Genomic DNA, 22,303 nt, shown 5'->3' on the forward strand with positions numbered 1-22,303 from the left:
GTAGGTTCCCCGGCGGGAACCAGAGTGCGTTGGTCGCATCCTTAGGGTGGCTCGTATCGTAGCAGGCACCCGAAGGGAGAATGACCGCAGTCGAGCCAGACCCAGACACACCGACCGAGAACGCCGCGGCGACGTGTGCCACGTGTGGTGACCCCGTCGAGACGGACGAGTGGCATCCAGCCGCGACCACGAGGACCGACGATGGGGCCGTCCAGATACGCTCGTTCTGCGACCGGAGCTGTCGCGACCGCTGGCGGGAGCGAACTGAGTAGCCCGCCGACCGGGCCGTACGCCGCCTTGCAACGTTCGGACGCGGCCGCGGTCAGGAGCGCTCGCTCGCCGAGAGGTCACGCTCGCGGTCGGACGGGCTCGCCTCGAGCAGGTCCGTGAACAGCTTCCCCTGTGCCGTCCGGAGGTGCTCGTGGAACGTCGGCGAGGAGATGCCCAGTGTCGCCGCGATCTCCTCGGCGTCGTTCTCGCGCGGCCACTCGAAGTAGCCGTGCTGGAGCGCGGCCACCAGGGCCTCGTGCTGGCGGTCGGTGAGCTGCTCCTCCAGTGTCGACCGAAACTCCGAGACGCGCCGTTCGGGGCGCTTTCGCTCGCGCTTCGCCCGGAGGTCCACGGAATCGAACATCTCCTCGAAGGACCCGACCAGCGACCGTACCGACGTCGACTTCGGGAGCTCCGCGACGAGTTCCGCCGAGCCGTCGTCGACGACGATCTCGCGGACGGTGCCCCCGTGCTCGGCGAGGAGCGTCGAGATCGGCGGGTCGACCACGGTCATCGTCACGAGCGCCTCCCCGGCGGCGCTGTCCAGCACGGAGAGCCCCTCGACGAGGTCGAACGACCGGATGGTGTCGAACAGCGTCTCGTCGGGGCTGCCGGTGATGGTGAAGTACTCGACGAAGGTGTGGTCGTCGAGCGCGGTCGCCCCCTCGAGTTCGGCGGTGACGCCGTGTTCCGCGACGGCCCGGAACATCGGATTGGAGCGGTCGTGGATGGTCAGCTCGAGCTGGACCGTGCCGTCGGCGATGAGTGCGGCGCGGCGCTCGGTCGCGTTGATTGCGAGGCCGACGACGCTCCGGAGCTGCGAGAGCGCCTCCACGACGCCGTCGGTGAACGCGTCGGGCTTCGTCGCGAACATGGTCACGACGCCGTACTGCGAGCCCTTGTACGTGACCGGAACCGCAGCGGCCGACGCGAAGCCACAGTCCAGAGCTGCCTGGACCCAGGGCGATCTCGCGTCGAGCGCCGAGAGGTCACCGACACGTTCGACGGACTGTGACGCGGCCGCCTGGCCCGCCGGGTGGGGTGCCGCCTCGTTCATCGGCACTGCCGCCGCCGGTTCGAACTCGCGGGGGCCCGCGTTCGCCGCCAGCTCGACCGTGTCACGCCGGGAGTCGACCCGGCCGAGCCAGGCCGCCGCGAACAGCGACGAATCGACGAGCTGGTCACAGACGGTTCGCTCGACCATCGTCCGGTTCGCGGCGTTGACGAGCGCCTCGTTCACGCTCTGGAGGACGCGGTTGAGCTGGGCCAGGCTCTCCAGCTCGTCCCGCTGGCGTTCGAGTGCCTGTTCCCGCTCCTTGCGTTCGGTCACGTCCCGGAAGTACACCGACAGCCCGGTCTTGGAGGGGTACGCCTGGACCGAGAACCACGTCGAGAGGGGTGGGAAGTACTCCTCGAAGGAGACCTGTCGCTGGGTCTCCATGGCGTGCTCGTATCGGTCCTGGAAGCGGCTGTCGACGGCGGCGGGGAAGCGGTCCCAGACCAGGTCGCCGATGGCGCTGTCGGGGTCGACTTGGATGAGCTCGGCGGCGCGTTCGTTGACGTAGCGGAACCGGAACTCGGTGTCGAGCGCGAAGAAGGCGTCCGTAACCCGTTCGAGGTGGGACTCGAGTTCGGACTCCAGCCGCTCGCGCTGTGACACGTCGCGGACGACGCCCGTGTAGTGCGCCCCGGCGCTCGTCTCGAACCGGCCGAAGGTCGCGAGCACCGGCACCTCGTTGCCGTCGGCGTCGGTGGCGGTGTAGCGGACCGGCTGCCACTGGAGGCTCGCGTCGTCCTCGGAGCCGAACGGCGGCAGGAGAGTTCGGTCGCCGCCGTCCTCGGGCAGGAGCGTCGAGAGATGTTCGCCGACCAGTTCACCGTCCTCGAAGCCGAAGATGTTCGTCGTGGCAGGGTTGGTCTCGGTGATGTACCCGTCCGTGTCGACGGTCACGACGCCGTCCTGTGCGTGGTTGGCGAACACCGCGAAGCGGTTCGCGGCGTCGGTAACGTCGACGCTCGTGGAGACGTATGCGGCGAGCTCGCGGAACGGGACGGGCTGGTCTTCGGAGAGAGTGTGGAGGACCCCGTCGCCGACGACCTCGCTCGCGTCGCGGTCGCTGTCGGTCGTCACGTGGACGAACGGGACCCGGTCGGCGTGGGTGTCGTGAACGTCGGCGAGGCCCTCCCAGTTCGCGCGGACGTCGTCCTCGCAGACGACCACGCAGTCGGCGGCGTCGGCCCGGAGCCGCTCGTCGAGGGCCCCGACGGACCCGAGTGTCTCGACGGTGAGTCCCGAGCCCGGACCGTCCGGGAGCTTCGGTTCCGGAGTCGGGTCTGCGGTGAGATAGAGCACCCTGAACGCCTCGGTCATCACATCCTCCCGTTCCACGTCTCGCCCGGTAAATGCGTTGTGTCCCGCTGCATACCAGCTACTCGACTCCGGATTCGTATAAATCACTCCCGCAGCCGTCGGGCTCGGAGACAACCCATTTGAGCCTCGGTCCCCGACTGTACGGTGATGGCCGACTCCAGACGCGTCGAGGTCCACTCCGGTCGTGAGGTCGTCGTCGACTTCGACCCGTCGCTCACGTTCGAGTGCGTCGACGACTGCACCTGGTGCTGTCAGCACGGCGTGTTGCTGTACGAGCCGGACTTCTTCGCGCTGGCCGAGCACGCGGACCTCGCCGACGCGACCACGGACTTCCGGGGAGAGGACTTCGTCCGCAAGGAGGAGAAAGAGCGCGAGGAACACGTCGGCGAGGACGGACAGGCCTGCTACTTCCTGCGGGACGATGGGCTCTGTACGCTCCACCTCGAGCACGACTGGAAGCCGGCTCGCTGTTCGGTGTTCCCGCTCGCGGTCACCGTCGAGGACGGCGACATCCACGTCGACATCCGCGACAGCGCCCACGAACACTGCGAGGGACTGGACGTCTCCGAGCGCAAGGTGATCGACAACCTCGACGCGTTCCTCCCCGAGGTGCTGTGGGAACTGGACGACCCGGCGAGCGACCGCGAACTGTAGGCTCGGTGCCGTCGTCGCTGACTGAAAGCAGCGTTTCACCCAGAGGAGGACATTTGGTGGCCAGTCACGTCGACTCACACGTGCAACGGCGTTCCCTCCTCACCGCGTTCGCAACCGGCGTCGCCGGCATCGCTGGCTGCGTCCAGGGACCCTTGGACGCTACGGGCGGCCGGTCGTCCGACCCGGGGAGCGATAGCTGGGGAGATACGCCGCCGTGCCCGACGTTCGACCCACGGGTGGACCGGACGGTCTGTACTGGCGCTGGGCAGTCGGCGCCGACAGCGACACCGGTCACGCTGACGCTGCCTGCGAAGGCATCGATCACTCCCGAGACGCAGTTCGACGTGGCGCTCCGTCCTGGCGGCGACGAGCCGGTGACGTTCGACCCCGCTGCCTGGGGCCTGTATCGGTACGAGGACGGCGAGTGGCGTGCCGTCGCGTCCGGGCAGTCGACCGGCCGGTACGCGACCGTCTACCCCGACGAACGGCACGACTGGGTGTTCGACGGCAGCGGCACGACGACCGAAGAGAAGACTGTCGTCCGTCACTCGTTCGCACCGGGCCGGTACGCTTTCGCCGTCACCGCGAGCGTCGGCCGGGGGTGGACGTTCGGCGACCGGTTCGAGTGCGTCGTCCTGTTCGGGGTGCGTGAGTCGTAGCTGGCCTCACCCGACGAGTAGCCACGCGACGAACACGAGGGACCCGCCGAGGAAGGTGCTCCCGACGGCGTGGACGCGGAGCCGGTCGAGCAGGTGGTGTGCGTCGTCGGAGACCTGGGCGACCTCGTACACCTCGCCGCCGATCTCACAGCGCGGGAGGAAGTCCATCGCGACATGGAGGAAGACGCCTGCAGCGAAGCCGAAGACGGCGGCGGTGACCACCGGCTCGCCGGAGAGGTCGAGGAAGCTCGCCGGGATGGCGGTCAGCCCGACGCCCGTCGCGGGCAGCAGGATGACCGTCGGCGACTGCCCGTTGCTGGCGAGGCGGCGCGCGGCGGCGTAGCCGGCGGGCCCCTTGTGCGAGACGATGGCGAGCCCGAGGCCGACGCCGAGTTCCGGCATCGTGCCGTAGACGATGCCGATGATGACGCCGGCGGCGAGTGCGTGTGCGGAGAGCTCGACTGCCGTGTGGTCGAAGCCGATGTCGACGTGGGCGAAGCGATGGCCGAGCGTGTGCGAGCCGAAGCCAGTGAGCAGCCCGGCGGCGACGCCCGCGCCGGCGTACTTCATCGCCGTCGCGGGACTGGCCGCCCCCTGTGCGAGTCCGAAGGCCTGCGGGAGGAGAAAGAGCGCGGCACTGACGATCATGGCTCCCGAGGCGAGCCCGTAGCCCCAGACGAGCGCCTTGGCGTGCTGGTCGCGGGCCTTGACTCCGAGCGGGATGGCGACCGCCATGGCGAAGAACGCGACCCACGCGATGCCGACGGGCTTCAAGGCGTCGGTGCTCGGCGCGGAGAGGGCGGCGGCAGCACTCAGTGCGAGGAGCAGCGCGACGGCGAGGAGCCCGACCCGCGAGAAGTCGTCGACGCTCCGCCAGCTGAACGTTTCCGTGGAACCCATTGTTACTAACAATCCGATTCGAGTTAATAAGAGGTTCGATTGTCGTGGTCGCTTCCGAAGAACGACGGCCGGTTACCGTGTCGCGGACTTCCACTCGCGAAGGCCGACCACCGCGCCGTCGACGTCCTCGGCCGGACAGTCCGTGGCCGCCCAGACGAACATCGGGGCGACCTCGCTCGGGTCGCGCCCCGCGGGTCCCGAGAGGTCGGTCGCGACCTGACCGGGGTCGACACAGCCCGCGACGAACTCGGTGTCGGCAGCGAACGCGCGAGTGACCGCCTCGGCGGCCGCCTTCGAGACCGCGTAGGAGCCGATGCCCGGCTTGGCGTCCCGCGCGATGGAGCCGGTCGGGACGAGCAGGCGGCCCTCGTCGTTCAGGTGCGGGACCGCCTCGCGCAACGTGGCGAACACGCCACGCGCGTTCGTCCGCACGTGGTCGTCGAACGCCGAGTACGCCTCCTCGTGTACGGGCGTTTCGCCGGGGTCGCCGTGGTAGACCCCCGCGTTGGCGACGACGAGGTCGATGCCGCGACCGTCGCCGTCCCGCGAGGCCGTCTCCATGAGCCGCTCTACGTCGAACTCGTCGCGCACGTCCGCCCTGACGATGGTGACGGCGTCGCCGTGCCGCTCGGCCAGCTCGTCGAGGTCGTCCGGGTCACGGGCGCAGGCAGCGACGTGGGCCCCTGCCGCGACCAGTTCGTCCACGACCGCTTCGCCGATTCCACGACTCGCACCGGTGACGACCGCCGTCTTGTCGTTCATACCGCTCCTTCGGTCTCCGTCCGAAGGAAAGCATCGGTTCCGGTGGTCACCGCCCGCTTCCAGTCGTCTCGCGCCGTCGGCCGGTCGTTCCGCCGACGTACTCGGCCGGGACTATCGCTCGCGGGGCCACCCGCCGTCGCTCGGGTTCGCCGTCCGACCACCCCAACAAGGTTTGCGGCGACTTTATGCGGGTCTCGTTACAACAGTCGGGTATGAATTCCCTCGAAGGAGAGTCGGTCGTCGTCGTCGGGAGTGGGTTCGGTGGGCTCTCGACAGCCTGCTACCTCGCCGACGCCGGTGCGGACGTGACGGTCATCGAGAAGAACGAACAGCTCGGCGGCCGTGCCTCCGTCCTCGAACGCGACGGGTTCCGGTTCGACATGGGGCCCTCCTGGTATCTGATGCCCGACGTGTTCGAGCGCTTCTTCGGCCACTTCGACCGCGAGCCGACCGACTACTACGGGCTGGAGCACCTCGACCCGCACTACCGGATGTTCTTCAAGGACGGCGACCAGGTCGACGTCACCCGCGACCTCGAACGCACGAAGCAGGTGTTCGAGTCGTACGAGACCGGTGCCGGCGAGGCGCTCGAACGCTACCTCGACAAGTCCAGGGAGAACTACGAGGTCGGCATGGAGCACTTCGTCTACGAGGACCGCGCCTCGTTCCGGGACTTCGTGGACATCGACGTGGCCCGCCAGGCCCGCGGCCTCTCGCTGCTCGGCTCGATGCAGGACCACGTCGAGAACTACTTCGACCACCCGAAGCTCCAGCAGATAATGCAGTACACGCTCGTGTTCCTCGGCGGCTCCCCGAAGAACACGCCGGCGCTCTACAATCTGATGAGCCACGTCGACTTCAACCTCGGCGTCTGGTATCCCGAGGACGGCATGGGTGGCGTCGTCGACGGCATCGTCGAGATGGGCGAGGAGCTGGGCGCGGAGTTCCTCGTCGACGAGCCGGTGACCGAGATCAAGGGCCGCTACGGCGGCTTCCTCGTCGAGACCGAGCGCGACAAGCACCTCGCCGACATCGTCGTCAGCGACGCCGACTACGCCCACACCGAGCAGGAGCTGCTCCCACCCGAGAAACGGCAGTACAGCGCCGACTACTGGGACTCCCGCACCTACGCGCCCTCCGCGTTCCTCATGTACATGGGTGTCGAGGGAGACGTGCCCGAGCTGGAACATCACACGCTCGTGCTGCCGACGGACTGGAACCAGCACTTCGACCAGATCTTCGAGGAGCCCGCGTGGCCCGAGAACCCGGCGTACTACCTCTGTGTCCCGTCGAAGACCGACGACACGGTCGCACCCGAGGGATACAGCAACCTGTTCGTCCTCGTCCCCATCGCACCCGGGCTGGACGACGACGAGGAGACCCGCGAGTGGTACCGCGAGCTCATCCTCGACGACATCGCGGCCTTCACCGACACCGACCTCCGCGACCGCATGGTCGTCGAGGAGACGTTCTCCGTCTCGGAGTTCACGGACCGCTACAACTCGATGCAGGGGACGGCCCTCGGGATGGCCCACACGCTGCCCCAGACCGCGATGTTCCGGCCGCCGCACCGCTCCGAGGCCGTCGACGGCCTCTACTTCACGGGCTCGTACACGACGCCCGGCATCGGCGTCCCGATGTGCCTCATCAGCGGCGACATCACCGCCGACGCCGTGCTGGAGGACTACAGCGCGTAACCCGACGATGAGCGGAGTCGTCACCAGTCTCGCATCGAGCCTCACCCGGGTGGTCCCCTCGGAGGACCGGCTCTCCGGCTACCTCCTCCGGCTCTCCCGGCCACGGTTCTGGTTCTACCTCGCCGGGCCGGTCGTCGTCGGCGTCACCTACGCCGCGAGCGGCACCGCCGACCTGTTCACGCCGGTGACGCTCGCGCTGTTCGCGTACTTCCTCCTCCCGGCGAACGTGTTCCTCTACGGCGTCAACGACGCCTTCGACCGCGATATCGACGAGCACAACCCGAAGAAAGAGGAGAAGGAGGTGCGGTTCCGCCGGGACGCCGTCGTCGGCGTCGTCGTCACGTTCACCGGCGCACTCGGCGCGCTGTTCCTGTTCGTCCTGCCGACCGCCGGCGTCCAGGTGCTCCTGCTGTACTTCTTCCTCGCCGTCGAGTACAGCGCGCCGCCGCTGCGGTTCAAGACGACGCCGTTCCTCGACTCGCTGTCGAACGGGCTGTACGCGCTCCCCGGCGTCATCGCGTTCGTCGCCGTCGCCGACGTGCTCCCGCCGATGGCGGCCATCGCGGGGGCGTGGCTCTGGACGATGGCGATGCACACGTTCTCCGCGATTCCGGACATCGACCCGGACCGCGAGGCCGGCATCACCACGACCGCGACGTTCCTCGGCGAGCGGACCACCTACGCCTACTGCGGGCTGGTCTGGCTCGCCGCCGCAGCCGCGTTCGCGCTGGTGGACTACCGCCTCGGCCTGCTGCTCGGCGTCTACCCCCTGTTCGTCACCGGCGTCGCCCTCTCGGACGTGGCAGTCGACCGCGCGTACTGGTGGTTCCCGTTCCTCAACACCGTCGTCGGAGCCGTCATGACGATGGGCAAGCTCTGGGTGATGGTGAATGGCTGAGCCGAGCGGGGCCGACGGCGGGCCTCCGGACGCCCGCGATGGCGGCGGCTCCTCGGACAGCGTCGATGGCTTCGACCGCCGCGGGTTCGAGGCACGCCTCGACGAGCTCGTCCGCGAGCACCGCTTCACCATCGCCGTCGTGTTCCCGCTCGTCGGCGCAGTCACGCTCGTCGCCAGCGCGGAGGGCTGGCTCCCCGAGCCGCTGGCGTTCAACCCGCTGTTCGTGCTGTTCGGCGTGCTCGTCATGCGGCTCCCGCTCGTCGCCGGCCTGCTCCCGCTCGTGGGCAAGCGCGCCGCGGCCAGCCTCGGCCTGCTGACGCTGTACGCATACGGCATCGAGCTCGTCGGTATCCGAACCGGCTGGCCGTACGGCCCCTTCGAGTACGAGGTCCCCCTGGGGCCGATGCTGTTCGGGGAGGTGCCGGTCGCGCTCCCGGTCTTTTTCTTCCCGCTGGTGCTCAACGCCTACCTGCTGATGCTGCTGTTGCTCGGCAGCCGAGCTCGCTCGCGGGCGGTTCGGCTGCTCGTCACCATCGCAGCGGTCGTCGCCATCGACCTCGTGCTTGACCCCGGCGCGGTCGCGGTGGACTTCTGGGAGTACGCCGCACACCCCGACGGCGTCGGCGGCTACTACGGCGTGCCGGTGTCGAACTACCTCGGCTGGGTGCTCTCGGCGACCGTCGCAGTCGTCGCGTTCGACGCGGCGTTCGCCCGGGAGGGGCTGCTCGACCGGCTGGAAGCCTGCGAGTTCATGCTCGACGACATGGTGAGCTTCGTACTGCTCTGGGGTGGCATCAACGCCCTCTACGGCAACTGGATACCGGTGCTGCTCGCGGCCGGCTTCGGCGTCGGCCTGCTCGCGACCGACCGGTTCGACTTCGCCGTGGGCGACAGCGCGCTCGTCAGGGTCGTCCAGCGGTAGGGGTCACTCGACCCGGCGCATCGCCTCGAACGCGCGGTCCCTGTCCCGCTCCGGCTCCGGGCTCACCTCGACATCGACGGCCAGCCGCGCGCCCGTGGCCTGCCGGTGGATGGCGTCGCCGACCTCCTCGGTGGGGAACATGCCGCCGGCCATCGCGTAGGCCCCTCGCGTCGGCCAGATGCAGGCCCACAGCGTCGACTCCAACGTGAACTGGCCGTCGACCACGTCCTGCTCGATGACCTCGTCCGAGAGCGGGTAGGCCACCTCGTAGCGGAACGCTCGGGCGGGGCGGCCGTCGCCGCGGTCGAAGTCGCGCTCCTCGACGGTCTCGACCGCGGTCAGGCCGTCGGCCTCGATGCTCTCCTTGAACTCGCGTTCGGCGTAGCTGGTGGCGATGCCGAACACGGAGGCCGGGTCGACGCCGAAGGAGTCGAGCGACGGGTCGAACACCAGGTCCGTGGTGAAGAAGGAGCGGCCGGCGAGGTCGACCCTGGAGTCCGCGATGGCGTCGTAGGCGTCGACGCTCGCCGAGTCGACGTAGATGGCGTTGAACGCCTCGATGGAGAAGAAGGGGAGTTCGAGCGCGAGTTCCGACTCGGTCCGGGCCAGCTCCCAGCCGAACTCGGCGAGCAACGCGTCGGGGAGGCGCGGGGCACTCATCGGGACCGGCTACGCCCCGGAGTGCCTTCGGCGTGCCGGTCGCGGACCCGCCCACCCACCTGCAATCGCTGTTTCACCTTCGAAAATACCTGGAAACTGTCATTCTGGTCCGGATCGAGAGACCAAACAGAAACGCAAGACGGGGAGCACCCGAATAGCTCAAAACGAGTTTTCAGCTTGCACAATTGGTTTACCTGTACCTGTTGTAGACCGGAGTAGCATGTCGCGGCTCCTCCCGTTCCGCTCGGACGAGACGACCCCCACCCCAGAACAGCCGCCGCGGGTGGTCGACCTCGATAGCGACGACGCGGACCAGGTGTTCGGGGCGCTCTCCTCGGACACCGCGAGACGCATCTACACCTGTCTGCACGAGGAGCCGCGGACCCCGAGTGACATCGCCGACGAGATCGACTCCTCCATCCAGAACGTCCGGTACCACCTCGAGAAGCTGGAGGACGCCGGCCTCATCGACGTGGTGGACGTCTGGTACTCCTCGCGGGGCAACGAGATGAACGTCTACGCGCCCCAGTCCGGCCCGCTCATCGTCTCCGGCGACGAGCAGCGCTCCTCGCGGCTCCGGTCGGCGCTCAGCCGGTTCGTCGGCGGCGTCGGCGTGCTCGCCGCCGCGAGCCTGTTCGTGCAGTACGGGCTGCCGCGCCTGCTCGGCCGCACCGGGTGGGGAGCAACCGGCGGTTCGAGCGGTGCGGTCGAGCCGAGCGGTGGGAGCGGTGACGGCGTCGAGTTCGTCGCCGAGAGCACCAACGAGACCGCGCCGTCCACGACGACCGGTGGGGACATCGGAATCGCGGCGGAGACGAGCACCAGCACGGCACAGCCGACGGCGACCGACAGCGGCGACGTGGGCGTGTTCAACGACCAGGCTACGCCGACCGGGACCGTCGACGTGACGAATGCCCCGACCGAAGCGGCCCAGACGACCACGGACGGTGCGGCGGGAGGCGCGGACGCCGCCGCATCGGGCGCGGACGCACTCCTCGGGACTATCGAACCGGGGCTGCTGTTCTTCGCGGGTGGCCTGCTCGTGCTGACTCTGGTGCTCGGCTACTGGTACTGGTCCGGCGACCGGTACTGAGCCGCGCCGTCTCAGTCAGCGATACGTTCACCTCACTTCTCCCGATAACAACAGGTATGAACGGGGAGCACGTAGCTGCTGTCCGTCCATGAACCAGTTCATGGCACCATCACCATCACCCGCCCCGTTCACGGGGCAGATCATCAATGGACGATACATCGAAATATCTCATTCACGCGACGGTAACGGCCGACGGGGTGGTCGAGCGGAGTGACGTCGTCGGAGCCATCTTCGGCCAGACCGAGGGGCTCCTCGGCGACGAACTCGACCTCCGCGAGCTACAGCAGTCCTCGAAGGTCGGACGCATCGACGTCGAGATCGACAGCGACGCGGGTCGCTCCCACGGGAGCGTCACCATCGCGACGAGCCTGGACAAGGTAGCGACGGCGACGCTGGCGGCCGCGCTGGAGTCGCTGACCCGCGTCGGCCCCTGCAAGGCGACGCTCGAGGTCGAGGACATCGAGGACGTGCGGGCGGCGAAGCGCCGCCGCGTCGTCGAGCGAGCGAAGGAACTGCTCGCGACCGCCTTCGACGACTCGATGATGAGTTCGGAGGAGATCCTCCGCGAGGTCCGCGAGCACGCCCGCGTCGCCGACATCTCCGAGTACGACGGGCTGCCAGCGGGACCCCGGGTCGAGGAGAGCGACGCCATCGTCGTCGTGGAGGGCCGTGCCGACGTGCTCCAGCTCCTGAAGTACGGCATCAAGAACGCGATCGCCGTCGAGGGGACCGACGTTCCCGAGGCGGTCGCGACGCTCACGCAGGACCGGACCGTCACCGCGTTCCTCGACGGCGACCGGGGCGGCGACCTCATCCTGAAGGAGCTCTCGCAGGTCGGCGAGGTGGACTACGTCGCCTTCGCGCCGGAGGGCAAGTCCGTCGAGGACCTGCTCCACCACGAGGTGTTCGAGTCGCTCCGCGAGAAGGTGCCCTTCTCGGTCGTCGCGGAGACCAGTGCACCCCACGAGGCGGTCGGGACGCACGAGGCCGTCTCGTTGTCGACGACGGCCGAGAGCGGGTCTGAGACCGCCGCGGACGGTGAGGCCAGCGGCTCCGCATCGTCCGAGTCGGCGGAGACGGCGACCGGGTCGCGGGTCGTCGAGGCAGCGCCCGATGCTGCCGAGTCCACGACGACCGCGGCCGACGGGTCGACGGCCACCGAACCGGAGCGCGCTGCGTCCCCGAGCTCGGATGCAGACACGCCGGCCGACGCCGGGTCTGACGGGCAGGGGACAGCACCGGACGATGATGCGCCGGCGGAGGCCGACGAGCTGGCACCGCCGGATACCCTCCGGGGGCACGTCGAGACCGTCGTCAGCGCCGGGACCGGACAGGTCAGGCTGGTCGACGACGTGTTCGACCCCATCGCTGAGGGGCCGGCGACCGAGGCGTTCGACCTCGTCCGCGGGGCCGAGGCGGTGCCCCACGCCATGGTGCTCGACGGCGAGCTGAGCCAGCGCGTGCTCGACGTGTCTGCCCAGCGCGGCGTCGACCACGTCGTCGCCGCGTCGCTCGGCGAGTTCGTGAAGCGACCGACCGGCACCAGAATCCGCACCGCCGAGCGCCTCCTCGGCGGCCGCTAGAGCTGCAGCCGGTATCGGACTGCGTCGCCGGCCTCTTCCTCCTCGTCTCCACTGTCGTAGTAGCCGTGCAGCCGTTCGCCGGCCTCGAAGCCGAGCTCCTCGTACAGCGCCCGTGCCGACGTGTTCTCCGGCGCGACGACCAGCTCCGCCGCCCGACAGCCCTCGCGCCGGAGCCGTGCGAGCACCGCGAGGAACAGCCGGCGACCGCGCCCCTCGCGGCGGTGTGCGGGCGCGACGAATAGCTCGGCGACGTGGGCGACCTCGCCGGTGAACGAGTGGACGTAGCCGACGGGGACCCCGTCGGCCGTCGAGACGAGCGTCACTCCGGGCGGGAGGCCGTCGAACAGGTCCGGAACGGGGGCGTCGAGAAGCCCGTGGAGCGCCCGGAGCGCGGGCAGGTCAGCCCGTGTCGCCTCGCGGACCGACATCGTCACGGGAGCGTCGCCCCGCCGGCCACGAACGCGGCGAGCACCGCGACGATGGCCCCGGCGAGGGTAGCGAAGAAGTTCACGCCCTGGTTGCCGAGGAAGTCGCCCTCGAGCGTCGCCCCGAGCAGGCTGTCGACGGTCATCCCGCCGATGCCGGCGAGGAACACCACCCCCGCGCCGGTGGTGGAGAGCGTCACCGAGCCGTCGACCGCCGGGAAGACGAGGAACGAGATGGTGGCGACGACCGCCGCGCCGACGATGCCGGCGAGTTCGCCCTGCCAGGTCACCGCGCCGTCCGTGCCCGGCTCGACGGGCTGGAGCGTCGTGATGAGTCGTGGCGAGTCGAACACCGCGCCGATCTCGCTGGAGAGGGTGTCGCTGAGCGCCGTGGCGACGGAGCCCGCGAACGCGAACAGGAAGATGGTGCCGTCGACCCGAAGCAGTGCCACACCGGGGTCTGCGGCGGCGAATCCCAGTACGGCGACGATGGCGACTGCCGCGTTACCGAGGACGTTCCCGGTGCCCCGGGCACCCCCGTTGTCCTCCGCGATGCCCCGGGCCTCCTTCGCATCGTAGCGGTACTTCGTCGACAGCGCGCCGATCGCGAAGAAGGAGATGAGGACCGCGAACCAGCCGATGCCGCCGAGGACGATGGTGAGGATGGAGAGCAGGACGCCCGTCAGCATCCCCTCGACGGAGGCGGTCTGCAGGGCAAAGGAGAGGTAGCCGAGGACGAGTGTGACCCCGAGTGCGGCCACGATCTCCTGGTTGTGGACCGCGGGCGCGAGTTCGAACAGCAGCCAGAGCAGGAGACCGACCGAGAACAGCACCAGCGGGTCGTCCCGCTCGAACAGCGCGGCACGCAGCAGCGCGCCGAGGAACGCGCCGCTGACGGCCAGGAACACGACCTTCGGGAGCGTTCCCGCGAGTGGCTGGTCGAGCAGCACGCGAGTCGCCAGCTGGCCGGCGATGCCCGCGGTGACGCCGCCGGCGACGAAGCCGGCGCTCACGTGGAACGGGGAGGGGTACCGGGTCTTGACCAGCTCCGACACCAGATTGCCGTAGACGAGGAGGAGGACGGTGCCGACGAACACGTCCACCTGTAGCGGTGGCACCCGACCGGTGCCGACCAGGTCGGTCACGGTCAACAGGCCGAGCCCGACGACCGCGAGGCCGAAGCCGATGAGGCCGAACAGGCGTTGCTCCTTCCGGTCGCCGGGGCGAGCGAACAGTTCGAAGAGGGGGCCGTCGGTGACGACGGCGGCACCGATGAGCACGGCTGCGGCGACAGTCGTCGCCGCCTCCGGCCCGACCGCTGGCAGGAGCAGTACCAGTGAGCCGACCGTCGCGAACGCACCCGCGCGTCGAACTGGTGAAGTCACGCGGGCGCTTCTTTTCCCGGGGGTTACTTACCGTTTCCGAACGCCCGGCTCGCGGATCACGCTCCGAAACTGCCGTAGGGCCTATGCCACTCGAACGTCTCGGTAAAGAGAGATGGTGTCTCCGCCGGACGCGTCACTGCTCCTCGACTACACACAGGCGAAAATCACAATCGTCGACGAGGAGGGGACGATTACGTACGTCAACGCCGCTGCCGGCCGGATTCTGGGGTACGAGCCGGGGGAACTCGTCGGCACCAACGCCTTCGACTACGTCCACCCCGAGGACCGCGAGCGCGTGGCCGCTGCCTTCGCGGACGTCGTCGCGGACGACCCCGACGCGGCGTCGTTCATCGAGTACCGCTACCGGGCGGTGGATGACGGCTGGGTCTGGCTGCAGAGCCGCATCACGGAGCTCGACGACTCCGAGGTGGACGGCTACGTCGTCAGCTCCCACGACGTGACCGAACGTATCGAGGCGGAGCGCGAGCGCCAGACCACCGAGACGCGACTGCAGGAGATCGCCGCGAAGACCGGCGACGTGCTGTGGATGTTCAGCGGTGACTGGTCGGAGTGTCTCTTCGTCAACTCCGCCTACGAGACCATCTACGGACTCCCGGTCGAGACGCTGCACGACGACCCCCGGAGCTTCCTCGAGGCGATTCACCCGGACGACGTTCGGGGCGTCCAGGCGGAGATGCGACGACTGTCGACCGGCGAGGCCGTGGACATGGAGTACCGGGTGAACCCCGACCACGAGTACCGGCGGTGGGCGTGGGTGCAGGCCGAGCCGGTCGTCGTCGACGGCGACGTCGAGCGCATCGTCGGCTTCAGCCGCGACGTGACCGAGCGCCGCCGCCGCGAACAACAGCTCGCGGTGATGGACAAGCTCCTCCGACACAACATCCGGAACGATATGAACGTCGTCATCGGCGAGGCCGAGCACATCGAGGCGAAGGACGAATCCACCCTCTCCGAGCGGACGCGAGTGATCCGCGACACCGCCGCCCAGCTCATCATGACCGCGGAGAAGCAGCGGGAGATAATCGAACTCCTGACCGACCCCGGCACGCCGGACGAGGTCGACCTCTCCGTGGCCGTCACCCGGGTGGCCGAGCGGATTGGGGAGCGGTACCCGGACGCCGAGATCGATATCGACGTACCCGAGCAGGCCGCAGCGTTCGCGCTCCCCGGCATCGAGACCGCAATCGCCGAACTCGCCGAGAACGCCATCGTCCACGCGACCGGCGAGCCCGCGACGCTCCAGCTCGTCTGCCGGACGACGGCGGAGACGGTGGTGGTCGAGGCCCTCGACGACTGCGAGCCGATTCCGGAGTACGAGTACCGGGTCATCACCGGCGAGCACGAGATGGACGACCTGTACCACGGCAGCGGCGTCGGCCTCTGGCTCGTCTACTGGCTCGTCGAGCTCTCCGACGGGGACATCGAGTTCGAGACGCCGGAGCGTTCGGGCAACCGAGTGCGGCTCACCTTCACCCGGGTGGCCGACTGACGCGCGACCACGAGTCGACAGGTACAGGCACTCCCATCCGCAACTGGATGGCGTGGGACTGTACGACCGCTATCTCGCCTATCGCATCCGTCGCGACGAGGCCGCACCGCCGGCACACGTCGCGCTCGTCATCACGGAGCGAGACCTGCTGGAACAGGGCGCCTACGAGACGCTCTCGCGGTTCTTCGAGCTCACCTTCGAGGTGGGTGCCGACCGCATCACGGTGTACGTCAGTGTCCTCGACGAGGCGGCGGCTCCGACGCTCGCCCGCCAGTTCGACGACCTCGACGCACCGCGTCCGGTCGCGGTGCGGGGGCCGGACGACGACGAGCGCGCGGACGCACCGATACAGGTGAGCATCGGACTCGGTGGGAAACACGAGTTCACCGCGGCCGTCCAGGGCGTCGCGAAGGAGGTCTCGCGGGGCGAACTCGATCCGGACGCGGTCGACGAGACGGAGATCGAGCGCCGACTCGTCTTCCCCGCCGAGCCGGACCTGGTGATCAAGACCGGCGCCGAGCGGCTCTCCGACTTCATGATCTGGCAGTCCGTCTACTCGGAGCTCTACTTCACCGACCTCAACTGGCGGGACTTCCGCGACCGGGACTTCTACCGGGCCATCCGGGAGTACCAGAAGCGACAGCGCAGGTTCGGTCGGTAGGCAGGGATTACTCGGCCCCGTCGTGGACGGACGACGAGGCCCCTGACGTATCGGGATGTTCTGGCCCGGAAAACGAGGGGGTGTTTTAGGGCGGTTCGTGTCCTCGGGTCGACCGTGACGCGACGTGCCCTCCAGACGGTCGCGATAGCCCTGCTGGTCACCGCCGCGCTCGGGGTGGCAGCCGGCTCGCTGGGTGGGCTTTCGGCGGACCTCGGCCCGGACGATGGCGGGGTCAGGTCCCCCGATGACCCCAGCGAGGAGACGGCGCCCTCGAGCGCGGCGACGAGCGGCGACACCATCGGCCAGGAGACGTACCTCCGGCTACTCGCCGCGCTCCTCGCGACCGCGCTGGTCTGTTGCTACGTGCTGTTCCCCAGCTACCGTCGGGTGGTCGTCCTCACGGGCGGTGCCGGGGCCGTCGGTGTAGCCGGCTACCTGCTGTACCGGCCGAGCGCGACCGTCTCGGTGCCCACGTTCGGAACGAGCGACGCGCTCGGGCTGGTGGGCGTCGTCGTGCTGGTCGGACTGGTTCTCGTCGGCGCGGGCCTGCTCTGGCGGTTCGACGGACTGTCGTCCGGCGGCGGACGGCCCGGTGACGACGAGCACTCGACGCCCGGCGGGGAACCCAAGCGGGAGGTGGGTGACCATCCGGCCAGTGCCCCGTCCGACGACCCGGTCCGGCGTGCCTGGCAGCGGATGGTCGCGGACCTCCGCCCGCCCTCGCCGGGTACCAGAACGCCGGGCGAGTTCGCGGACACGGCGAAGGACGCCGGTCGCGACCCCGACGCCGTGGACCGGCTGACCAGCCTGTTCCAGGCGGTGCGCTACGGTCGCCGCGAGCCCGACGAGTGCACGGACGAGGCGCAGCGGCTCGCCGAACGGGTGGCGGACGACGAGACGGACGGAGCCGCCGGGGGAGAGCGATGAGCCGGCTCCCGACCCCGCGCGGACTGCTGCTCGCGGTGGGTCTCTCGTTGCTCGCGGCGGGACTGCTCGGGACCGTCGTGCCCGGACTCGTCGTCGGCGACGCCGCTGCGCTGGTCATTCTGGTCGTGGGGAGCGTCGCGGCGGTCGCGCTGGCGCTCGTCTACGCGCGGACGGACACCCGAACGTGGGTCGCCCGGGCGACTCGTCCGGAGCCGACGGGGCCACGCGTGCCCGGACGGGGCGCCGAGGACCTGCTCGCCGACGTGACCGCGGCGGGGCGCGTCCGCGGCGACGATGCCCGGGAGGACGTGTACGAACGACTCACCGCGGTCGCGGTCGAGACGCTCGTCGCTCGCTACGACTGCACGCCCGACGAGGCGCGAGAGCGACTCGAGACGGGGTCGTGGACCGACGACCCGCTCGCGGCGGCGCTGTTCGTCGACGGCGTCGAGCCCGGGTGGACGACGCGGGACCGGCTCCGGACCCTCCGGACCGGAGAGCCACCGCTCCGTCGGCGTGCCCGACACGCGCTCTCGGAGCTCTCGGCGCTCGCGGGAGGTGAGCGATGAGCTGGCACCGGACGACGACGGACCGCTGGCGCTGGCTCGTCCCCGTCGCGCTCGTGCTCGCACCGGTCGGCGTCGTCTCGGCGAGCCCGGCGGTCGTGCTCTGTGCGGTCGTCTGCGTCGGCGTCGCGGCGTTCGCCCGTGCGTCGCCCGCCCCCGAGCCGTCGGTCGACTGCGAGCGTCGGTTCCGGGAGCGCGACGACGGCACCGTTGCCGTGTCGCTCCGCGTCGAGAACGACGGCAGCGCCGCCCTGCCGGACGTCCGGGTCGTCGACGGCGTCCCGGCGGACTGTACGGTGCTGGACGGGACGCCCGAACTCGCCTGCTCGCTGGCGGCCGGGGCGTCGCGCACGCTTCGCTACCGCGTCGACGCACCCGAATCGACCCGGCGGTTCGACGACCCGTTCGTCGTGGTCGCGGACCGGGCCGGACGGGTGGAACTCGACGCACGGGTCGACGCCGGCGCGGACCGACTCGGGAGTTCGCGGCCACTGCCCGACGCCGAGCCAGTTGCGCTGCGTCCGCCGACGGGTGGCCCGCCCGGGCCGCTGACCGGCACCGAAGCCGGCCAGGGGCTCGCGTTCCACTCGGTCCGCGAGTACCGCCGTGGCGACCCCCTCGGCCGGGTTGACTGGTCGCGGTTCGCCCGCACCGGCGACCTCTCGACGGTGACGTTCCGCGCCGAGCGCGCCCCGACGGTGGTGCTGGTCGTCGACGCCCGGCCGGCCGCCTACGTGGCACCGGCGCCGGACGCGACGTCGGCACGTGACCACGCTGTCGACGCCGCGCGGACGCTCGTCACCGGACTGGCGGACGCGCAGGTCGGCCTCGCGGTGCTCGGCTCCGGCGTGTCGTGGACGTCGCCGGGGACCGGACGGACACACCGGGCGCGGCTCCGGCGGCAACTCGACACCGACCCCGCGCTGGTCACGCCACCCGAAGGTGACGACCCCGCGGTCGCTCCCCTGGCGACGACGCTCCGGGCGCGGACGCCGGCCGACGCACAGCTCTGCCTGCTGACGCCGCTCTGCGACGACGCCGTGGCGAGCCTGGCTCGACGGCTCGACGCCGGCGGGACGCCCGTCTCCGTGGTGAGTCCGGACCCGACGACGACCGACGGGCCGGGCCCCCAGCTCGCACATCTGGAGCGCGGTGCCCGGGTCCGTGACCTCCGACGGGCCGGGATTCCGGTGCTCGACTGGACCGAGGGCGACGCCCGCGAGGCGTTCGCCCGCGCGGGGTGGTCCCGATGAGTCGGCCATCGCTCGGCCGTGGAGAGCGCCCCGGCTCCAGTCTGACCGGCGGCACGCCCGCGGTGCTCCTCGCGCTCGTCGGCGCGCTCGCCGCGACGTTCGTCGCCGCGGTGACGCTCCCTGGAACCGCGATTGCCGTCGCGGGAACCGCAGCGCTCGGCGCCGGAACCGTACACGACGGTCGCCGGACGCGCCTCGCCGGCGGCGCACTGCTGCTCGGGGCCGTCGCCTACGGCGCGTACGGGGGGCTCCCGATACCCGCCGTCCTCGGTGGGGCCGTCGCCGCGCTGGTCGCCATCGACGGGGCGGAGCGGTCCGTCGCCCTCGACGCGCAGGTGCCCGACGCCGCGACGTTCCGGCTCGTCCTCCAACGGACGGGAACCACGCTCCTCGTCGCGACGGTCGCGGCCGGCCTCGGCTACGGCGCGTACCGGATCGGCTCCGGCCAGGCACCGGCCCCGGCGGCCGCGTTTCTGGTCGTCGGTGCGTTGCTGTCGGCGGCCGCGCTCAGGTAGCTCAGTCCGCCGTCGTCGACTCCTCGGCGACGCGGGAGGCTTCGTCGTGCTCGCTGCCCGAGAGCGAGTCGCGGAACTTCCGCACGACAGTGGTCGCTTCGGCGAGCTCGGTCGTCCCGAACGCCTTTACCAGCGCCAGCGCCCGCCGAGCGCGGGTGCGTCGCCAGGACTGCTCGCGGTTCTCGTACGTCCGGATGGCGCGAAGGAAGTCCACCTTCGAGAACTCCGGCCAGTACGGCGCACAGAAGAAGACGGCGGCCTCGTTGCCGTTGGCGTGCCACGGCAGGAAGTTCGAGGTGCGCTCCGCGCCGCCGGTCCGGATGATGAGGTCAACGTCCCGGACCGGCTGCCCGTAGAGCCGGTCCTCGACGGTCTCGACGGTCACCTCCTCGGGGGCGAGCTCGCCGTCGTCCACGGCGCGGGCGATCTGCTGTGCAGCGGTCAGCAGCTCGTTCCGGCCGCCGTAGGCCAGCGCGATGTTGAGGACGAACTCGTCGTAGCCGCGGGTCCGTTCCTCGGCGTGGCGGGCGGCGGAGCGGACGCGCTCGGGGAGCATCGTGGCGTCGCCGATGACCCGGATGGCGACCTCGTTCTCGTGGATCTGTTCGTGGTCCGCGAAGTCCCGCAGCTTCTCGGCCATCAGGTCGAACAGCGGATCGAGCTCCTCCTGTGGCCGCTCGAAGTTCTCGGTGGAGAAGGTGTACAGAGTCAGCTCCTCGACGCCGATGTCGCGACACCACTCGAGTATCTCCTCGCTGGTCTTGGCGCCGGCTTTGTGCCCGTCGGGCGCGTCGTCGCCGCGCTGTCGGGCGTATCTGCGGTTCCCGTCCTGGATGACCGCGACGTGGGCCGGCGAGCCGGATATCTCACGCTTGAGCAGTTGCTCGTACGCCAACTGCCATCGCTCTTGCACCCACGCTCGCATTAGCGACACGTTCGACGGAGCAGCTAATGGGTCTTGTGTTGTCCCACAGGTGGATCGGCCACGGTACAAGAGAGCACGCCACATACATTTTTATTGGATGCTGCCGTGATTCCATGTGGAATGGCAACAGGTACTGTCGATTTCTTCAAGGAATCGGGCGGTTACGGCTTCATCGCGACCGAGGACCACGACGAGGACGTGTTCTTCCACATGGAGGACATCGGCGGCGAGGATCTGGAAGAAGGCCAGGAGGTCGAGTTCGACATCGTCGACACCGACGATGGCCCGCGGGCGCAGAACCTCACGCGACTGTAGGTCGTCCCCACAGGCGAGCGGTGTCCGGGCGGGCGGCGTGCCGTCTTTCCCGTGTAGCAACCCATTCTGGATGCGGTCAGCGACGCGTCCGGACCGTGACCGATTTGAGTGACCGGACCCACCGGTCGACCAATGAGCGAATCCATCGACGACGACCTCGTCCGACGGACAGAGGCACTGCTGGAACCCGGCGATGTCGCACTCAACGGCGCCATCGTCCACACGGACTACTCCGGCCAGGACGACCTCGAGATGATGCAGGCGACGCTCGACGCGGGCGACGTCATCGCCGAGCACGCGGGCCACGACCCGAAGGACGTGTACGTCCACTCGGGCAACGACGACCCCGACTTCTCCTCGAACCAGCATCAGGGCCTCACCATCGACGGCGAGGAGTTCGTCTGGGAGTGCCAGCAGCTGCTCCGTAACGGCAGCTTCGACGTGGTCATCTACTACGAGGCGTCGGCCGACCACGACGCCATCCTCGCCGGCATCGAGGAGCTGGGCTACGACGTGACGGGCGTCCGCGGCGACTGACGGCGCGAGGTGATGTGTCCGGAGCCAGGCCGCCTGCCGTCTCTCTGGGCCGGTGTGCGAGAGATGTCCGTATGCCGAAGCGCACGGGGGCATCACACACATTCTCTGCGTTCGTGACGATTCCAACAGAAGGTATATGAGGGCCGTTCCTCGCCGTCGTCCGGGGCTCCGTCTCCCAGCGGATGCTGCTGTGACGGAGGCAGCCGGGCGCCCGGCCGTCTGCTCCGTCACTACTGGTCGAGCTGTTTCCTGAGTATCGTGTTCGCCGTCCCGCCGAGCCCGCGCTGCAACTCGACGCGCAGGGACGGCTGGTACTCGTCGAAGCCGTAGTACAGGAATCGGGTGCCGTCGGCGCCCCGCTCGTCGACGAGGTCGCCGCGGCTCGCGTAGTCGACCGGCAGGTCGGCTTCGAGGACTTGCACCAGTATCAGCGACGGTTCGTAGCCACAGGCCAGGTAGAACCCCTCGACGTTGTCGGCAGCGGCGACGCCGACGATGTCGCCGTACTCGCGTGCCCCTGCCTCGAACGCCGCCAGCAGTTCGCGGCCGATGCCGTTCCCCTCGTAGCCGTTCCTGACGCCGATGGCGGCGAGAGCGACGGTGTCACCGTCTACTTCTGGACCGTCGGCGTAGCCCGACGCCGCACCGAGCAGCCCGCTGTCGGTCCCCTGCCCGTCGTCGGTCGATTCACAGAGCACGAACAGTTCGGGGCACCGCTCGAACTGCCTGCGGAACGTCTCGGCGGTCACCTCGCGCCGACGAACTCGCGCTCGAAAGCCCGCATGGCGTCGAGGTCGGCCGCCGTCGCGGTGTGC

General features: G+C 69.6%; 24 protein-coding genes. 16 read left to right on the plus strand and 8 right to left on the minus strand.

Going from position 1 to position 22,303, the window contains the following annotated elements:
- Positions 1-80 precede the first annotated feature (80 nt).
- Positions 81-272 carry a hypothetical protein gene (locus tag NO978_RS05210; protein WP_257298475.1) on the plus strand — a complete coding sequence of 64 codons (192 nt, stop codon included), beginning with the start codon at positions 81-83 and terminating at the stop codon, positions 270-272.
- A 50-nt stretch (positions 273-322) separates the two neighbouring features.
- On the opposite strand, the gene NO978_RS05215 is transcribed toward NO978_RS05210, so the two are convergent.
- The gene (locus tag NO978_RS05215) at positions 323-2,659 is read right to left on the minus strand and encodes a bacterio-opsin activator domain-containing protein (protein WP_257298476.1); all 2,337 of its coding nucleotides are present in this window, start codon (positions 2,657-2,659) and stop codon (positions 323-325) included.
- A 126-nt stretch (positions 2,660-2,785) separates the two neighbouring features.
- Between NO978_RS05215 and NO978_RS05220 the strand changes: the two genes are divergently transcribed.
- Both NO978_RS05220 and NO978_RS05225 read left to right on the plus strand, forming a co-directional pair.
- The gene (locus NO978_RS05220; RefSeq protein ID WP_369684106.1) at positions 2,786-3,295 is read left to right on the plus strand and encodes a hypothetical protein; all 510 of its coding nucleotides are present in this window, start codon (positions 2,786-2,788) and stop codon (positions 3,293-3,295) included.
- An 80-nt stretch (positions 3,296-3,375) separates the two neighbouring features.
- The gene (locus NO978_RS05225) at positions 3,376-3,954 is read left to right on the plus strand and encodes a hypothetical protein (RefSeq protein WP_257298478.1); all 579 of its coding nucleotides are present in this window, start codon (positions 3,376-3,378) and stop codon (positions 3,952-3,954) included.
- Positions 3,955-3,960: 6 nt separating this feature from the next.
- Here NO978_RS05225 and NO978_RS05230 read toward each other — a convergent pair whose 3' ends face one another.
- Positions 3,961-4,854 (minus strand): ZIP family metal transporter, encoded by an 894-nt coding sequence (locus NO978_RS05230; RefSeq protein WP_257298479.1) that lies wholly within the window; start codon positions 4,852-4,854, stop codon positions 3,961-3,963.
- Positions 4,855-4,926: 72 nt separating this feature from the next.
- Positions 4,927-5,616, minus strand: coding sequence for an SDR family oxidoreductase (locus NO978_RS05235; RefSeq protein WP_257298480.1), 690 nt, complete (start codon positions 5,614-5,616; stop codon positions 4,927-4,929).
- Between the two features lie 113 nt (positions 5,617-5,729).
- Here NO978_RS05235 and NO978_RS05240 point away from each other — a divergent pair, with 113 nt between their 5' ends.
- The 3 genes from NO978_RS05240 to cruF are packed head-to-tail and all read left to right on the plus strand — an operon-like array spanning position 5,730 to position 9,133.
- Entirely contained in the window at positions 5,730-7,313 is a 1,584-nt protein-coding gene (locus NO978_RS05240; protein ID WP_257298648.1) for a phytoene desaturase family protein, read from the plus strand.
- A 7-nt stretch (positions 7,314-7,320) separates the two neighbouring features.
- Complete coding sequence (locus tag NO978_RS05245; protein WP_257298481.1) at positions 7,321-8,211, plus strand: prenyltransferase; 891 nt, start codon at positions 7,321-7,323, stop codon at positions 8,209-8,211.
- Positions 8,204-9,133 carry a bisanhydrobacterioruberin hydratase gene (gene cruF, locus NO978_RS05250; protein ID WP_257298482.1) on the plus strand — a complete coding sequence of 310 codons (930 nt, stop codon included), beginning with the start codon at positions 8,204-8,206 and terminating at the stop codon, positions 9,131-9,133. Before NO978_RS05245 ends, cruF begins: the two co-directional genes overlap by 8 nt.
- A 3-nt stretch (positions 9,134-9,136) precedes the next feature.
- On the opposite strand, the gene NO978_RS05255 is transcribed toward cruF, so the two are convergent.
- On the minus strand, positions 9,137-9,793 hold the full coding sequence (locus NO978_RS05255) for a hypothetical protein (RefSeq protein ID WP_257298483.1): 657 nt from the start codon (positions 9,791-9,793) through the stop codon (positions 9,137-9,139).
- Between the two features lie 220 nt (positions 9,794-10,013).
- Between NO978_RS05255 and NO978_RS05260 the strand changes: the two genes are divergently transcribed.
- Both NO978_RS05260 and dnaG read left to right on the plus strand, forming a co-directional pair.
- Entirely contained in the window at positions 10,014-10,886 is an 873-nt protein-coding gene (locus tag NO978_RS05260; protein WP_257298484.1) for a helix-turn-helix domain-containing protein, read from the plus strand.
- Positions 10,887-11,032: 146 nt separating this feature from the next.
- A complete protein-coding gene (dnaG, locus tag NO978_RS05265) occupies positions 11,033-12,469 on the plus strand; it encodes a DNA primase DnaG (protein ID WP_257298485.1) in 1,437 nt (478 codons plus the stop codon).
- On the opposite strand, the gene NO978_RS05270 is transcribed toward dnaG, so the two are convergent.
- Both NO978_RS05270 and NO978_RS05275 read right to left on the minus strand, forming a co-directional pair.
- Positions 12,466-12,897, minus strand: a complete 432-nt coding sequence (locus NO978_RS05270; protein ID WP_257298486.1) for a GNAT family N-acetyltransferase — start codon at positions 12,895-12,897, stop codon at positions 12,466-12,468. The two genes, dnaG and NO978_RS05270, sit on opposite strands and share 4 nt — an antisense overlap.
- A gap of 2 nt (positions 12,898-12,899) precedes the next feature.
- Complete coding sequence (locus tag NO978_RS05275) at positions 12,900-14,279, minus strand: DUF92 domain-containing protein (RefSeq protein ID WP_257298487.1); 1,380 nt, start codon at positions 14,277-14,279, stop codon at positions 12,900-12,902.
- Positions 14,280-14,391: 112 nt separating this feature from the next.
- Here NO978_RS05275 and NO978_RS05280 point away from each other — a divergent pair, with 112 nt between their 5' ends.
- The 6 genes from NO978_RS05280 (at position 14,392) to NO978_RS05305 (ending at position 19,711) form a co-directional block, all read left to right on the plus strand.
- Positions 14,392-15,789 carry a PAS domain-containing sensor histidine kinase gene (locus NO978_RS05280; protein ID WP_257298488.1) on the plus strand — a complete coding sequence of 466 codons (1,398 nt, stop codon included), beginning with the start codon at positions 14,392-14,394 and terminating at the stop codon, positions 15,787-15,789.
- A 52-nt stretch (positions 15,790-15,841) separates the two neighbouring features.
- Positions 15,842-16,450 carry an undecaprenyl diphosphate synthase family protein gene (locus NO978_RS05285; RefSeq protein ID WP_257298489.1) on the plus strand — a complete coding sequence of 203 codons (609 nt, stop codon included), beginning with the start codon at positions 15,842-15,844 and terminating at the stop codon, positions 16,448-16,450.
- A 114-nt stretch (positions 16,451-16,564) separates the two neighbouring features.
- Positions 16,565-17,377 carry a DUF4129 domain-containing protein gene (locus NO978_RS19920; protein ID WP_257298490.1) on the plus strand — a complete coding sequence of 271 codons (813 nt, stop codon included), beginning with the start codon at positions 16,565-16,567 and terminating at the stop codon, positions 17,375-17,377.
- Entirely contained in the window at positions 17,374-17,946 is a 573-nt protein-coding gene (locus tag NO978_RS05295; protein ID WP_257298491.1) for a hypothetical protein, read from the plus strand. The genes NO978_RS19920 and NO978_RS05295 overlap by 4 nt, the downstream gene beginning before the upstream one ends.
- Positions 17,943-19,196, plus strand: a complete 1,254-nt coding sequence (locus tag NO978_RS05300) for a DUF58 domain-containing protein (RefSeq protein ID WP_257298492.1) — start codon at positions 17,943-17,945, stop codon at positions 19,194-19,196. The genes NO978_RS05295 and NO978_RS05300 overlap by 4 nt, the downstream gene beginning before the upstream one ends.
- Positions 19,193-19,711: a hypothetical protein gene (locus NO978_RS05305; protein WP_257298493.1), complete on the plus strand. Its 519-nt coding sequence runs from the start codon at positions 19,193-19,195 to the stop codon at positions 19,709-19,711. Before NO978_RS05300 ends, NO978_RS05305 begins: the two co-directional genes overlap by 4 nt.
- Before the next feature lies 1 nt (position 19,712).
- On the opposite strand, the gene uppS is transcribed toward NO978_RS05305, so the two are convergent.
- Positions 19,713-20,636 (minus strand): polyprenyl diphosphate synthase, encoded by a 924-nt coding sequence (gene uppS / locus NO978_RS05310; protein WP_257298494.1) that lies wholly within the window; start codon positions 20,634-20,636, stop codon positions 19,713-19,715.
- Positions 20,637-20,756: 120 nt separating this feature from the next.
- Here uppS and NO978_RS05315 point away from each other — a divergent pair, with 120 nt between their 5' ends.
- The gene (locus NO978_RS05315) at positions 20,757-20,951 is read left to right on the plus strand and encodes a cold-shock protein (RefSeq protein ID WP_089733403.1); all 195 of its coding nucleotides are present in this window, start codon (positions 20,757-20,759) and stop codon (positions 20,949-20,951) included.
- Positions 20,952-21,083: 132 nt separating this feature from the next.
- Complete coding sequence (locus NO978_RS05320; RefSeq protein ID WP_257298495.1) at positions 21,084-21,488, plus strand: DUF5778 family protein; 405 nt, start codon at positions 21,084-21,086, stop codon at positions 21,486-21,488.
- Positions 21,489-21,718: 230 nt separating this feature from the next.
- Here the strand turns inward: NO978_RS05320 and NO978_RS05325 are convergent, their stop codons facing one another.
- Entirely contained in the window at positions 21,719-22,237 is a 519-nt protein-coding gene (locus tag NO978_RS05325; RefSeq protein ID WP_257298496.1) for a GNAT family N-acetyltransferase, read from the minus strand.
- Between the last annotated feature and the right edge of the window lie 66 nt (positions 22,238-22,303).

The organism is Haloarchaeobius sp. FL176 (genome assembly GCF_024609245.1).
GTDB lineage: Archaea > Halobacteriota > Halobacteria > Halobacteriales > Natrialbaceae > Haloarchaeobius.